10 protein-coding genes are annotated in these 16,011 nt (G+C 38.4%); 3 read left to right on the top strand and 7 right to left on the bottom strand.

Translation table 11 applies throughout. The features are described 5' to 3' along the window. Positions 1-47: 47 nt before the first annotated feature. Positions 48-1,697: a sensor histidine kinase BfmS gene (gene bfmS / locus AC1M9M_RS11050; RefSeq protein ID WP_481596343.1), complete on the bottom strand. Its 1,650-nt coding sequence runs from the start codon at positions 1,695-1,697 to the stop codon at positions 48-50. A gap of 47 nt (positions 1,698-1,744) precedes the next feature. After that, entirely contained in the window at positions 1,745-2,461 is a 717-nt protein-coding gene (gene bfmR, locus AC1M9M_RS11055) for a response regulator transcription factor BfmR (protein ID WP_035267251.1), read from the bottom strand. Between the two features lie 604 nt (positions 2,462-3,065). Here bfmR and AC1M9M_RS11060 point away from each other — a divergent pair. The 3 genes from AC1M9M_RS11060 to AC1M9M_RS11070 all read left to right on the top strand — a co-directional run bounded on the left by AC1M9M_RS11060 (position 3,066) and on the right by AC1M9M_RS11070 (position 7,989). Further along, positions 3,066-5,891 (top strand): ribonucleoside-diphosphate reductase subunit alpha, encoded by a 2,826-nt coding sequence (locus AC1M9M_RS11060; RefSeq protein WP_481589064.1) that lies wholly within the window; start codon positions 3,066-3,068, stop codon positions 5,889-5,891. 536 nt (positions 5,892-6,427) lie between these two features. Then, a complete protein-coding gene (locus AC1M9M_RS11065; RefSeq protein ID WP_481587302.1) occupies positions 6,428-6,559 on the top strand; it encodes a preprotein translocase subunit YajC in 132 nt (43 codons plus the stop codon). A 146-nt stretch (positions 6,560-6,705) separates the two neighbouring features. Then, positions 6,706-7,989 carry a ribonucleotide-diphosphate reductase subunit beta gene (locus AC1M9M_RS11070; RefSeq protein WP_035267248.1) on the top strand — a complete coding sequence of 428 codons (1,284 nt, stop codon included), beginning with the start codon at positions 6,706-6,708 and terminating at the stop codon, positions 7,987-7,989. 129 nt (positions 7,990-8,118) lie between these two features. Here the strand turns inward: AC1M9M_RS11070 and AC1M9M_RS11075 are convergent, their stop codons facing one another. The 5 genes from AC1M9M_RS11075 to AC1M9M_RS11095 all read right to left on the bottom strand — a co-directional run. Beyond that, positions 8,119-8,745, bottom strand: coding sequence for an IS30 family transposase (locus tag AC1M9M_RS11075; protein ID WP_481596344.1), 627 nt, complete (start codon positions 8,743-8,745; stop codon positions 8,119-8,121). A 63-nt stretch (positions 8,746-8,808) separates the two neighbouring features. Continuing rightward, the gene (locus tag AC1M9M_RS11080) at positions 8,809-8,997 is read right to left on the bottom strand and encodes a helix-turn-helix domain-containing protein (RefSeq protein ID WP_481596350.1); all 189 of its coding nucleotides are present in this window, start codon (positions 8,995-8,997) and stop codon (positions 8,809-8,811) included. Positions 8,998-9,220: 223 nt separating this feature from the next. Beyond that, positions 9,221-10,918 (bottom strand): 2-isopropylmalate synthase, encoded by a 1,698-nt coding sequence (gene leuA, locus AC1M9M_RS11085; protein WP_481596345.1) that lies wholly within the window; start codon positions 10,916-10,918, stop codon positions 9,221-9,223. A 96-nt stretch (positions 10,919-11,014) separates the two neighbouring features. Continuing rightward, the gene (locus AC1M9M_RS11090) at positions 11,015-11,779 is read right to left on the bottom strand and encodes an AraC family transcriptional regulator (protein ID WP_481596346.1); all 765 of its coding nucleotides are present in this window, start codon (positions 11,777-11,779) and stop codon (positions 11,015-11,017) included. Positions 11,780-12,877: 1,098 nt separating this feature from the next. Then, positions 12,878-16,011 (bottom strand): BapA/Bap/LapF family large adhesin (locus AC1M9M_RS11095; protein WP_481596347.1); only part of this gene is annotated, 3,134 nt, incomplete at its 5' end.

Consider the following 16,011-nt stretch of genomic DNA (forward strand, 5'->3'; position numbering starts at 1 on the left):
TATAAAATATAAAAAAAGCGCTTAATCGCGCTTTTTTAATTCTTGCTTTATTCTGATGTTTGACTGGTTTGAACAATCTTCTTCTTTTTAAATCTTTTAGCTGGCCATTGCATAGTAAATCGTGCACCGCCCATTTTAGGACTTTGATCCACTTGAATCGAACCGCCAAACCAATAAGCGATTCGACTTACAATAGACAAGCCTAAACCATATCCGCCTGAGGCACGTGTACGACTATCATCCAAGCGAGCAAAAGCTTCAAAGACTCGCTTACGATCCTCTTCTGGAATCCCCGGACCATCATCTTCAACTGAAATATACGCCATTCCCTGCGCATCAATCCCACCAGTGATCAGCACTGTATCATCGCAGTATCGGATCGCATTTCCGACTAAGTTTTGTACTACACGATGTAAATAACGGCGTTCAGCATCCACCACCAAAGCTTGTGATGGCAAATGTAATTGAATATTTTTATTGGTTTTTAATGCTTTAGTTTCAATAGCGACTTGCTCAAGCACTTCGTATAGTCGAATTTCCTCAAAATCAATAGAAGGCATGCCTTGCTCAAGCTTAGCATAGGTCATGATTTCATCAATGAGGGTATTTAAAGCCTCAATGTCTTTATCAATCATTTCTACTTGTTGCTGACGATACTCATAATCCTCTTCATCAACCAACATTTCCATACCAAAGCGAATACGTGCGACTGGCGTTCGCAGCTCATGTGATACAGCTCTCATTAACTCTCGCTGAGCTTCGATCAAACGCTGTATATGATCTGACATACTGTTATAGCTGGCTGCCAAATGTGCTAACTCATCATATCCTTCGACAGGAACGCGAACGGACATATCCCCTTTTTGCATAACATTTAAGGCTGAGTTAACTTGCTTCAACTTGCGTTGCATTGGGACAATCAGACCATACACACCAAGCGACAAAATAAACATACTCAGCAAAGTAATCCCTGCCGCCAATTGGAATGGCATCCAATTGAACATTGGCACTGGTCCCATCACCAATACGTCACCAGACGAATTCGTCATTGGAGAAATGACAGAAATCGTAGTACCACGAATGCTAGCGCTATCCTGATACAGGATAACCCCTTGATCCGCACGTAAACGACCAATTTGCTCGGAATCTAAATTGAGATCAGAAAGATTTTGAATGCTTAACTCATAAGAAAAGTGTTGCTTAATTTTTGCAAGATATTCCCTTTCCTGCCCTGGATAATAAACCAAGTATTCCCATACAAAGATTGGCAAGGCCTTCATTTGACGCTCACCAATATTATCCACTTTCACATAAAGTAAATGCTCAGGGTCATCTATTAAACCAATAATGACATAAGCAATACTTTCTTTGGCGTCATACCGCACCACTGCTTTGCGCTTTTCTAAACGATATTTTTCGGTGCGTGAAAGTTCGACTTTATCAGATTCTAGATAATAGATTGGAAGTTCGAGCAAATCAGATGCATCTGATATCCAATCCATTCTTTGTTGCATGGTTTGTTGTCTTGAAACACCCTCGCTAATGACGTACGAAATCCCATCAGTCAATGACTCACGGTATTCCTGCGCGCGTTGATAGTTGATGATTTGCACAAGCAAATAACCAAATATGGCAACCAGCACCACCAAAATGACGAGACCTGCGTAGATACGCAGGAATATACTGTGTTTAGACACTAAGGTATGACCTTCTGAGGAGTGAGGGCATTACCGCGGGGATGTGATTACATCCCGTTGGTTTCTTTAACGAATAAATATCCTTTACTACGCACGGTTTTAATACGTTTAGGATTTTCAGGATCATCACCAATTTTTGGACGGATACGAGAAATACGAACATCAATTGAGCGGTCTTGACCATCATATTCAATACCGCGTAGACGCTCAAAAATGTCTTCACGTGAAAGGATACGACCAGCATTAGATGCCAACAACCATAATAAGTCATATTCTGCACTTGTGAAATCTACAAGCTCACCGTTTAAGGTTACAGAACGACCACCATTATCAATCACTAAATCATCAAATTCGATACGTTGAGCAACTTCATCCTCTGGTGTTTTGTCTGTACGACGAAGCAAAGCACGAATACGCGCTAATAGAACACGTGGCTGAACTGGTTTCGCAACATAATCATCTGCACCCATTTCAAGACCCAATACTTGATCCATGTCTTCAGTACGTGCAGTCAACATTAAAATTGGTTGATGATAATGTGGCCGAACCTCACGACATACGGTGAGACCATCAGCACCAGGAAGCATAACATCCAGCACCACCATATCTGGTTGCTCTGCGATAATACGACGGATTGCACGATTACCGTCTGGTTCTACCCCAACTTCTAATCCATTACGAATTAAATACTCTTGCGTTAAACGCGCAAGACGCTCGTCATCTTCAACGATCAAAATCTTTGGTAACTTTTCTTCTTGGCTCATAGAATGCCCCTATATTGTTACGATATCTGCTGATTAAAATTCACAGATTTACATCGATATGTTTTGCAATATACACACGTTTACATTGTAAACAAGAGCCTGTTCACGAAACTGATACACGAGCGTAGTCTTTTGTTATCTTTTTATTAACTATTGATAAATAGATAGTTTTGCCAAGTCGATCAATATTTTCAATCAACTTTAAACTTTCAAACACAAATCAATTTGATGATATTTTAAACAAAATATTTCAAAAAAATTATTTTCGAGAAGCAATTTGCACTTTCAGAGTTATCCACAAACTTATCTATAAGCACTCTAAAAAGTCTCTGTTATGCTTAGCACCCTGTGACGCTGACTACATAACAAAAATGGCGGAACATGGAAAAAGTATAGGGAAATTTGAGTGTTAAACTCAGAAAAAAAATTATCAAAATGTCAATATTGATCTACCCTGAAATTTACCGTATCTTGTGTCTTAATTTACATTAAACCACTAAGTCTTGTGTTTACCCTCAAATATCGCGATAGCTCATTTTTTGAGTTTTTATCCGATTCAAATGGTCCATAAGCATAAAAATGATGAGAATGGAGCGACGCTGAAATGAGCGCTAATACAACCCCTGGTCAACTTCAAGTGATTAAACGCACTGGTGATGTTGCCACTTTTGATGCAGATAAAATCTCTGTAGCAATTGGTAAAGCATTTTTGGCTGTTGAAGGTCAACCAAGTGCAGATTCGAGCAGAATTCATGATCGTATTACTCAGCTGACTGAGATGGTGATGAATACATTTAAGCGTCGTTTACCTTCTGGTGGCACGATTCATATTGAAGAAATTCAAGATCAAGTTGAATTAGCTTTAATGCGCACAGGTGAACAAAAAGTAGCGCGTGCATACGTGATCTATCGTGAACAACGTGCTGAAGCGCGTAAAGAGTTAGGTGCTCATCATCACCCTACTCTTCAGATCACAGGTCAAAATGGTCAGCTCCAACCATTAGATTTGAGTCGTTTACAAGCGAAGATTGAAAAAGCTAGCGAAGGCTTAGAAGGCATTGATGTTCAAGCGATCATCGATGAAACTGTAAAAAACCTATACAACGGTGTTAAAGCATCAGACATCTCTACAACGATGATGATGGCGACACGTACACGTATTGAACAAGAACCAAACTATACGTATGTCACTGCACGTTTGTTGCGTGACAACTTAGTTGCAACCGGTCTTGAGTTTCTTGGCCTATCTAAAGACACGCTTGAAAATGATGCGCTTGAAACCTTCTTGAAAAAAGGTGTTGAGCTAGAGCTTCTTTCTCCAGAATTATTAAATTTTGATCTTGTAAAATTAGCGGCTGCGATTAAACCAGAACGCTCTAATCAATTTACATATTTAGGTCTTCAAACATTATTTGATCGTTACTTCATCCACTCTGATGGCGTACGTTTCGAATTACCACAATTATTCTTCATGCGTGTTTCTATGGGCTTGTCGCTCAATGAAGACAACCGTGAAGATCGTGCAATCGAATTCTATAACTTACTTTCTAGCTTCGATTACATGGCATCTACGCCGACTCTATTTAACTCAGGTACATTACGTCCTCAGTTATCAAGCTGTTATTTAACAACGATTGATGATGACTTGTTCGATATTTATGGCGCTATGCGTGATAACGCAATGTTGTCTAAATGGGCAGGCGGTTTAGGTAATGACTGGACACCAGTTCGTGCCTTGAACTCATACATCAAAGGTACTAACGGAAAATCGCAAGGTGTTGTTCCATTCCTTAAAGTAGCGAACGATACAGCCGTTGCAGTTAACCAAGGTGGTAAGCGTAAAGGTGCGGTATGTGCATATCTTGAAACTTGGCACTTGGATATCGAAGAATTCCTAGAGCTTCGTAAAAACACGGGTGATGACCGCCGTCGTACACACGATATGAACACTGCAAACTGGGTTCCAGATTTGTTCATGCAACGTGTATTTGAAGATGCTGAATGGACACTCTTCACCCCGTCTGAAACACCAGATCTTCACGATTTAACGGGTGCTGAATTCGCAGAACGTTATGCTTACTACGAAAGCATTGCGAAAGAAACAGACATGCTTCATAAGAAAGTCCGTGCGAAAGACTTATGGCGCAAAATGTTATCAATGTTATTTGAAACAGGTCACCCGTGGATCACATTCAAAGACGTATGTAACTTACGTTCACCGCAACAACACGTAGGTGTGGTGCACTCTTCTAACTTGTGTACTGAAATTACATTGAACACAAGCAAAGATGAAATTGCGGTATGTAACTTGGGTTCAATCAACCTTGTTCAACACGTTCAAGGTGGTCAATTAGACCGTGAGAAACTTGCTCGCACGATTAAAACTGCGGTTCGTATGCTCGATAACGTCATCGACATTAACTACTATGCAGTACCACAAGCGCGTAATTCAAACTTGAAACACCGTCCAGTGGGTATGGGTATCATGGGCTTCCAAGATGCACTATACGAAATGAAGATTGCTTACGGTTCTGATGCAGCGGTTGAGTTTGCAGATGAGTCTATGGAAGTGATTTCTTACTACGCGATTCAAACTTCAAGCGATTTGGCGGTTGAACGTGGTACGTATGAAACATTTAAAGGCTCATTGTGGGATCAAGGTATTTTACCAATTGACTCTCTTGAGCTGGTTGCGAAATCTCGCCCAGAACGCATGTTTGAAGTCGATCGCACACAACGTTTGGATTGGGACACGTTACGTGCCAAAGTCCAAAAAGATGGTATGCGTAACTCGAACGTGATGGCAATTGCACCGACTGCAACCATTTCAAATATTTGTGGTGTATCTCAATCTATTGAGCCAACATTCCAAAACTTGTATGTGAAATCGAACTTGTCTGGCGAGTTCACTGTCATCAACCCTTACCTCGTTCGTGCATTAAAAGAACGTGGTCTTTGGGATTCTGTGATGGTCAATGACCTGAAACATTTCGAAGGTTCAGTACAAAAAATTGCGCGTATTCCTGAAGAGTTAAAAGCAATTTTCGCGACAGCATTTGAAGTTGAAGCACGTTGGATTGTTGATGCTGCATCACGTCGTCAAAAATGGATCGACCAAGCACAATCTCTTAACCTTTACATCTCTGGTGCAAACGGTAAGAAATTGGACATCACGTATAAGATGGCATGGTTACGTGGTCTTAAGACGACTTATTACCTTCGTGCATTAGGTGCGACATCTGCTGAGAAATCTACGATTAACACAGGTGCATTAAACGCAGTTAAACCTGCGACAGTTGCAGCGCCAGTGGCAGCGGTTGCTCAAGAAGCTAAACCTGAAGCAGCAGCGTCAGAAGAAGGCTTCGAACAAGCAGCGCCAGTGCCAATGGCATGTTCAATTGACAATCCTGATTGCGAGGCTTGTCAATAATCTGACAGGTTTTAAATCCTCCCCCTTGTGAAGCTTTGCTTCTCACCGTTAATAAAGGAGGGGGATTCCTCGAAGCAAATGGCGGGATGCAAGTCCCCCTTTGCAAAAGGGGGACTTAGGGGGATTTCTTAAACTTGATGAACAAAACAGGAGGAAATTAAATATGAGTTTTATAGACGGAAATAAAAATGGCCTGTCTATAGAAACTATAAACAAGCCATTAGAAACCTAAGCTTTCAGAGATTTGATAAAAACTCTAGAAAGTACCTAGGTATTCAGCGTTAAATTTTTACGGACTTAACAAAGAATACTTTAGCAAACTTTAGAGTGTGAGTCACTCCTCTGAAAGCACCTTTTTTTACAAGGAGCAAGAAGATGAGGAAAAATACTTGTCCTAGAGTCCCTGTTCGTTCATACGTTCGACGTCGATTTAATCGCTTTGAACGAGTGTCTGCACATACTCGAAGCTATCCTAAGTAATTAGGAAATTTTGAGAGACCTTGTGTCTCTCAGATTTAAAAATAAAGGAAACCACCATGCACCATATGACTCATAACTATATGTTAGGACTTGCGGTATTGGTCTTTGCCTTTATTTTCTTTTACACGCCGATGGTCTACGCATTTTTAGCCATTCGCAAACAACAGAAGCGTAAGCAAAATAAGTAGTGCGGAAACTCAATCTACTCAAATGAACAAATTGAGTACATTCATCGGCAAAACTTAATTTTGCTTACACAATATAAGCGTATAGTAGGATGTCTCACGTTGAGATGTCTGAATAAAAAGATATAAGCAACGTAGAGAGAATTGATATGTCTATCCTCAGTTGGGACGATTTCGAAGATGATGAACCGAAACAAACTGCACAAGCACAGCAGTCTGCGCCCATCGAACCGCAAAAAGCGCCTAATCCACAAGTGGTATCTGATGCACGCAACGAACCGACGCGTGTGGCAGCTGCACAACCCGCTCGAACCAGTTCAAACGGAACAACAAATTCAGCCGATCCGTTGGCAAGAGCATCTAACGCCTTAGAACATTTGGACGTTGCTCCAGGTCTTGAAGAGTTAGAAATGGGCGCTCAACGTGTTCAAGTTGATGATAAAGCAATGATCAACTGTCGCGCTGACTTGAACCAACTTGTTCCATTCAAATATGAATGGGCTTGGCAAAAATATCTAGATGGTTGTGCAAACCACTGGATGCCACAAGAAGTTAACATGAACCACGATATCGCACTTTGGAAGTCAGAAGATGGCTTAACTGAAGATGAGCGTACCATCGTGATGCGTTCTTTAGGCTTCTTCTCTACTGCCGATTCGTTGGTTGCGAATAATTTGGTTCTTGCGATTTACCGACACATTACTAACCCAGAATGCCGTCAGTACATCTTGCGTCAATCATTTGAAGAAGCGATTCACACGCATGCTTACCAATACTGCATCGAATCTTTAGGTATGGATGAAGGCGAAGTCTTCAACATGTACCGCGAAGTTCCATCAGTTGCGCGTAAAGCGGCATGGGGCTTGAAGTACACTCAAGAATTAAGTGATCCAACATTCAAAACAGGCACACCTGAAACAGATCAAATCTTGCTTCGCAACTTGATCGCATTCTACTGTGTTCTTGAAGGTATTTTCTTCTACTGTGGTTTCTCTCAAATCTTGTCAATGGGTCGTCGTAACAAGATGAATGGTGTTGCTGAGCAATTCCAGTACATCTTACGTGATGAGTCAATGCACTTGAACTTTGGTATCGATATGATTAACCAAATCAAGATTGAGAACCCACATTTGTGGACTGCTGAGTTCCAAGAAGAAATCATTCAAATGATTCTTGAAGGTACGATGCTTGAAATCGAATATGCACGTGACACAATGCCACGCGGTGTATTGGGTATGAATGCTGCAATGATGGAAGAATACTTGAAGTTCATCGCAAACCGTCGTTTAGCTCAATTAGGTTTACCTGAGCAATTTGCTGGTGTGAACAATCCATTCCAGTGGATGTCAGAAATGATGGACTTACGTAAAGAGAAGAATTTCTTCGAAACTCGCGTAACAGACTATCAAACTGGTGGTGCGTTAAGCTGGTAATGCATCACGCTATTGTATCTAAAAATAAAAGAGCCTTATATGGCTCTTTTATTCTTTATACTCAAGCAGGTTTAGTATGTTCAAGAATAAAAAAAATAAATAGCAGGGTTAAGTTTTAAGATTCTTAGATTAACATTTGAAGGGCAACACCATGTTGTTGCCATGATACTTGACTCGGACTTTTAAAGCCGAGTCTTTTCTTAGCCGATGATTCAAACGTTGAGTGATTTCTGAGATGTATTCATCCGTATAGATATTTAAATCACTCCCTTTTTTAATGTATTGCCTGATTAGACCATTGGTATTTTCATTTGTGCCTCGTTGCCAAGCATTATAAAGATCAGCAAAACACCAGTCTATGTCTAATTCTTGAGCAGTATACTCATGCAGGCTGAACTCCTTACCATTATTTGCGTTGATTGTTTTGAGATGATCTTTGATCGGCTCAAATAGACGGATAGTTGTTTGGCAAACTTCTTCTGCCTTTCGTGAGCTACACTTTTTGAGCCATAGATAACCTGTCTTGCGATCTACAATCGAGACCAAGGATTGCTGATAGTTCTTACCTACAATCGTGTTTATTTCCAGATCACCAAAGCGAGTCCGATGCTCAATCTCAATAGGTCTATTATGAATGCATCTACGGGTTTCATGAAAGCCGTACTTTCGTTTCCTTTGATTTCTGAAACGTAGGTTGTGAAAGAGTGTGCCACCCTTATTTCTATCCTGCCGAATGAAGCGATAAATTGAATGCAAACTGACTGAAACACGAGAAGCGATCTGTTCAGGACTCCATAGAAGATAAGAGATAACTTGTGCCTATATTTCACAAGGGATTATTTTAGAATTGGAACAATGGCGTCTTCGAGCGAGTGTATTAGCATGTGTAGGGAAGTAACCATTTCTCGCTCGATTACGTTTAATTTCTCTAGAAATAGTTGAAGGTGACCGATTGAGTCTCCAAGCGATATAATGTTTAAAAAAACCTTCACGTAATAATATATAAATCTGATATCTTTCTTCTTAGGTAAGATGAGTATAGTTCATGAAGCAATTTTGACTTTGGATGGTCGGAAGCAAAATGCTAAATCATCTTACTTCCTTCCAATAACTTAATCATTCAAAAATTTTATTGTGAATGTTTTTTTTCCTTAGTACCACATACCGATTAGAAATATAAATCTCTGCTTTAAAAAATAACACTATATAGTCACCTGCCTAATCACTGTAGTCATATTAATTGTAATTTTTCTAAATAATTCAACTTATACGACCTAGAAAATGCATTCAATAGTGCTTGGATAGATGCGGAAGCAATATCAGTATCAATTGCAATTCCCCAATACGTATTTCCACTGTAGTCTATACAACGAATATAACTAATAGACCGGCTACTACTCTGCTTCCCTAAAGTATGTTCTGAATACTCAGCAATCGTTATTTTACAAGGCCATTTCTTATTTAAAGCATTGACTGAGGCAGATAATAATCCATTTCCACAACCTACTAGATTGATAATCTCACCATGTAACTCAATAGATAGTTTGACTTCATAAACATCATCTTTTTTATCCGATTGATAACTTACAAGTTCAAAATTATCTTCATTAGCGTTTATACCATATTCCGTTCTAAATACTGTCCAAATTTCAGCATGAGATAACTCTTTCTTATTGTTATCCGTCATCTTTTGCACGATTTGGCTAAAATCTTTTTGTAACTTTAGTGGTAAATCTATGCCATGATTTTGCTGCAATATCCAAGCGGCACCACTTTTACCAGATTGACTATTTACACGAATTACAGCCTCATAACTGCACCCTAAATCAGCTGGATCTATAGGCAGATATGGAACTTCCCAAAATGAATGATCTTGAACATTTCTCGCTTTAAAACCCTTTTTAATTGCATCCTGATGACTACCTGAAAAAGCTGTAAATACTAATTCACCTACATAAGGATGCCTTGGGTGAATCGGAAGTTCATTACATTCTTTCACGATCTCTGCCACTTTCTTGATGTCAGAAAAATCAAGTTCAGGATAAATGCCTTGTGTGTACATATTCAAAGCAATATTCACAAGATCAACGTTCCCTGTACGTTCACCATTACCAAATAGACAGCCCTCAACACGGTCTGCACCTGCAAGTAATGCTAATTCAGCAGTTGCAACGCCTGTTCCCCTATCATTATGAGGGTGCACACTGATACAAACCTGTTCTCGTTTAGTAAAATTTTTACAAAAAAATTCAATCTGATCGGCGAAAATATTAGGTGTACTGACTTCAACGGTAGTGGGCAAATTAATAATCATTGGATTTTTAGGACTTGGAGCCCAAACTTCAGCTACGGCTTCACAAATTTCTAGCGCAAACTCAATTTCGGTAAAGCAAAAAGTCTCCGGAGAATATTCATAAGTCCATTTAGTTGCTGGATATTGCTTACATAGAGATTTCACCTGTTGTGTTGAAGCAACGGCTAGTTCAATAATTTCCTGTTTAGACTTTTGAAAGACAATTCTGCGGAATACTTCTGCCGTGGCATTGTAAACATGAACAATCGCTTGCTTTGCTCCCATCAGAGACTCAAAGGTTCTTTCAATTAGGTCTGGTCGGGCTTGAGTCATAACCTGGATACAAACATCATTTGGAATCTGATCATGTTCGATGAGGTAACGAACAAAATTAAAATCAGTTTCTGATGCCGCAGGGAACGCAACCTCAATTTGCTTGAATCCACATTCAACAAGCATTTGGAAAAATTTAAGTTTCCTATCGTGATCCATAGGATTGGCCAATGCCTGATTACCGTCTCTTAAATCGGTTGAACACCAAACAGGAGGGTGAGTAATTTTTTTACTTGGCCATGTTCTATCAGTAAAATCGGAAAAATCGAATGGACGATATTTATTTTGAGGATGAGTTAACATGATGTGATCCTATGACTTTAATCACATCATCATGAATCATCATTTTTTGTCTTTCTTTCGATTTAAAGACAAATACCATCTAGAAAAAGACAAAATCTAATCTGATTTTTTCTTTATATATTCTGTAGGCGTCATTCCCATTTGTCTTTTAAACATATAGGAGAAAGCACTAGGACTCTCATAGCCTAAATCTAAAGCGATATTGAGTATTGGCTTTCTCATTTCCAAATCAGTCAAGGCTTGCAGCAATTTTGCTTGCTTCAGCCATACACTAAAATTCATATTGAGTTCTTTCTGGAAAAGTCTTGAAAGTGTTTTAGAGCTAAAAGCATGCTGTTCGGCAACCATCTCTAAATGGTTGGTTCCAGAGAGATCTGCTTTGATATTTTCACAAATTTCTTTGAGTATCTCTGACTTTGCTTCTGGCAACTGAAATGGAATTTCTTCTAAAAAGCGTAACTCATCTAATATGAGTTCCAAAAGCCGTTCGTTTCTAGTATGAGGTAAGATTTCTTCTTTTATCTGTACAGCCTGATTAATAAGTTCTGACAGAAGTTTTGGAATAGCAACAACACTACATTGCGTATTGAAATCAGCACGGGCAAAGGGATCAACAAATATTCCTCGGGCTTCCACATTACCAAATATCTTGATTGAATGTTTTTTGTTTTCAGGTATCCAAATACCTTTAGATGGAGGGATGACCCATATTCCTTCTGACGTTCGTACATGAATGACTCCAGAAAGAGTATGTAGTAACTGGATTCTGTCATGTTGATGAGTCCCTTCTACATAACCATGAGCATACGACTGTGCATAAGCATAGACTGGATAACTAAGCTGACCATGAGAATAATGCACGAGATGTATCTCCTTAATGCTCGAATTCATATTTTATAGATGATCGAGAAATAAAAAATATTTATAGGAAGCTTTGTAGTTAACTTAATGCCTGATATATGAATAGATTAAAGTAATTGTTATAGTTTTCTTAGTCTAAGAACTATTTTCGTAAAATGACACAGGTTGTGTCGCTATATCCCAAAAAATGACATAGGTTGTGTCGCTAAAATTGTCATTATGTGTCGCAAATATTACGAAGCTTTTGAATTTATTAAAAGAGAAATGACAACTTATGTGTCGCGTGACGATCAAGCTATTGTATCTAAAAATAAAAGAGCCTTATATGGCTCTTTTATTTTTTATACTCAAGCAGGTTTAGTATGGTTCAAGAATAAAAACAAATAGCAGTGTTAAATTTTCAGATTAAAATTTTCATATTCACATGTTTATTTAAGCATCAAAATCAATCAAAGTTAAAGCACTGAGTTTTCAACCAATTTAAGAATATCGAATTATGCAAGCATTCCTTTAAATCCAATGTGAATAATGAGTAATGAGCGGATTATTCTTCAAACTCAGGCAAAATGATCTCTATAACCTAATTCTGCAACACATATCGAGTTATAAAATTAGACATTACTACTCCCCCCATACTAGCCACCTGAAAACACAAATAAAAATGAGCAAGGTTAACTTTTTTTAACGGAGCGAGTGTTTGTTTCTATATTCTATTTAATAACGTTCAAAAACAGGTCTAAATATAGAGATGAAAATCTCTTTGGAGTAGGAATTTAATTTTTTGAATCATTACCATTTTTTATTATCAATAAATCCTAAACAACATTTTTTATGATTAAGTCTACCCCTGATGACTAACACATAAAGCTCTATAAAATGGTGCTTAGATATGATTTTTTTGTTGCAATCTCGTCTCCATAATGAATTTTTTTATTAGAATATTTTTCAAATGACGAAATAACAAATACAATTTTTTGTTCTTCAAAAATTAATTTATTCAAATTATTAGTATTTTATTTTTTTCATACCAATTACTTTTGATTTCACATTTTTTAAAAATAAAAAGAGGTCTCGAAAGACCTCTTTTCATTTGTTTAATTAAATTTGATTATATTTTAACAGATCATCGATCGCATAAAGACTGCTATCTGTATTTTGCAGAACAATGAGCTCAGTTGGGTTATATTTCGTTTTAGCCCCATCAGTATCAACACTAATCACCGTATTTGCACCATCTTGTTTGATCGTTACAAATTCACCAATGTTAGACGATGTAACATTCTGATCTTTTAATAAAGCAGAAATATCAACTCGATCACCTTCAGCTTGATTAAAGTCAGTCCAAATATCTGGACTTTCGTTATGTTGAGCTTGATTGAGCACATCATAAAGGACTGTATCTGCGCCTTCACCAAGAGTAAAAGTATCGATTGAAGCAGATGCTTGTACGGTATCTGCCTCCTCACTTCCAGTTAGCGTCATCGAAACATTAATTTCAAGTGTTGCAGATTGTGATGTTCCCGCTTTAGAAACTGTTGTATAGGTGAATGTTTCAAGACCTCCACTTAAACCTGATGGTTGATACTCATAGGTGCCATCTTTGAACACAGTAAGGACACCGTGCTTACCTTGAACTGTGAACTCTTGACCACCTTTAGCTGGATCATTTACATAAAGCTCTTTAGATCCAATTTTCAGAATATCAATTTGGTCGATAGCTGTATCATTTTCAAATAAATCACCCTCAAGCAATGGTGTATCAGTTGGAGTAATATTATTGATCATTATTCCAGTAATTGATGCACTAGATACATTCACTGAATTAAATGTACCACTCGTTGTGTTAATTGAAATAACATAATCACCTGCATCGAGCACTTTGCCATCATCTAAAATAATTTCTGAAGCATAAGTCGTTGATGTCGAAGGATTAAATGTTGTTCCAGCTGGCCATGTAATACTAACATTTCCGGTATAAACTTGTTCAAGCACTTGTTGTTCAACGCCGTTGACAAGCTGAGTAGTCACCTTATTAATCACAACACTCATTGAAGGATTATCATTAGTTAAAGTACGAGTGATATTCCCTTGGAGATCTAAGCTACTAATATAAGATCCTTCTTCAACTTTAAATTCTAATGTACGACTTGCAGATCCAATAATTCCAGACTCTACAGATTCATTGAGCGTTGAATAGTTTGCAGCTTGAACGTCTACAACTTCTGCATCGTTAGCTACTGTATTGGTATCAATCTTAATATTGAGAACTTCAATGTAAGTTGTACCATCTGCTCGTTCCACTACAACCTCAAAACGATCAATCTCACCATATGGTGGAGTCCAACCCACTGTGCTTTGTGGAACTGTAACATTGTAGGTATAAGTACCGTCAGTATTAATATTGAGTGAGCCATATTGACCCTGTACAACTAAAGCTTCACCTTCAACCACATCAGTGTTATTTACCAATATTAATTTATCTGTCGTAATCTGAGTCGCATCACCTTGAACTGATCCAGTTATCGTTTCTGGGTTTGCATAATCGTAAATATTGACATCTGTAACTTGAGCTGAAGCTCCTCCAATTACGTTTACACCACTAGTTTGCTTGATAATACCAACGTAAGTACCCTCACCAAAACTCAATGTTACCGGGGTTGAAACACCACCGCCAATGAGCACTTGAACAAAATTTGGAATTTCGTGTACTTGAACCAACTGTTGAGTATTCTCATCTAAACGATAGATAACAAAATTAAATGTTGAAAGTATCGTTACCCCGCCCGCGGAACCGGTAAAGGTCATTTCTTGGAAAGTACCGTCTTCAACAGTGAAGTCCATGACACCTTCCGTACCAATTACACTTGCAGACAACACATCACCAGCAATACCTAGATCAAGTAAATTCAATGCGACTGCATTTGAAATACCTAATTCTTCGCCTGTGGTTTCAGTTAAATCAGGAGTAACATCAAGTAATACTGTATTATCAATGATGGCATTTTCATCTGTGGCAACACGCACTAATTCAATATTTAATTCAGCTGTGCGTTTTTCACCATTTGGTGCCGTTACCTCATATACAAAACGATCAACTTCACCGTAATCTCTAAATAATGGATCTACTGTATATGTATATTGTCCATTTTCAGAGATAGTTAAAGTGCCATACTCCCCTTTAATTGTTGCAATACCATCTGTAAATTGATTAATGGTATCTTCACCATGAATAACTCCGCTGATTTTACTACCCTCTGGGACGACATCTGTACCATTTTGATAATCCTGATCCGTAATCACATTACCATTTATTGTTCCTGTCACAGCTTCTGGATTATTAAAATCACGTACAGCATCTGATTCAAATCTTAATGTATACCCCGTAGCAGCTGACAACCCTTGGCCGTTACCTAATACAATGAGCCACTCTCCTTCATCTAAAGAACGACTTATCGTTTCTGACACACCACCTAATACAACGAGATACCAATTATCAATTTTTTCTTTTAATTCATATTCACCAGTTGACTCATTTAACTTATACATAAATAAGTTCATCGTCCCTGCTGTAAGACCACCAGCATCAGCATAGAAACTAATATCTCTTTCGGTGCCTTCTTCGACTGAAAGGGAAACTGAAGAGCTAAATACGCTTTCAAGCACACTTGCATTTAACACTGGACCTAAGCCAACAGAACCCACTGTAAATCCTGTTGAGTTAAGCTCTGTTGGTGTTTCATTAACATCTACAGTCGGTGTGATATCCAATACCAATTGCACATCATTATTCGCTGTTGCAAATGGCTCAGGTACCTCAATATCTACGAGATCATCTATTCTTTCTTGCAATAGAGCTTTTGCAGCTTCAATCGCGTCTGAAGTTTGATCAATATTGTCTAATGCTTGTTGTGCAAGAGTTTTTGCTGCCTGAGCAGCTTCTAGGGACTCTTGCAATTTATCAGCCTCTGCCTGTGTTACAGTACCGTCTTGCAAGGCGTCAGCTAAATCCTCTTCAGCCGTTGTATAAGCTTCTTCAGCACTTTCTATTAAAGCTTCGACCCCCGCTAGTAAAGTATCAATATCATCAGAAATATCATTTTCATTTTGATCATTTACTGTTGGTAAAGTGATATCAACCAGATCATTTAAACGACCTTGTAGCGCATCTTTTTCTGCTTGTACTGCCTCAGGTAACGCTGTCACTTTTGTTTGTGCTTCTGTTTTCGCAGCAA

The sequence above is a fragment of the Acinetobacter sp. ANC_7503 genome, assembly GCF_056780035.1.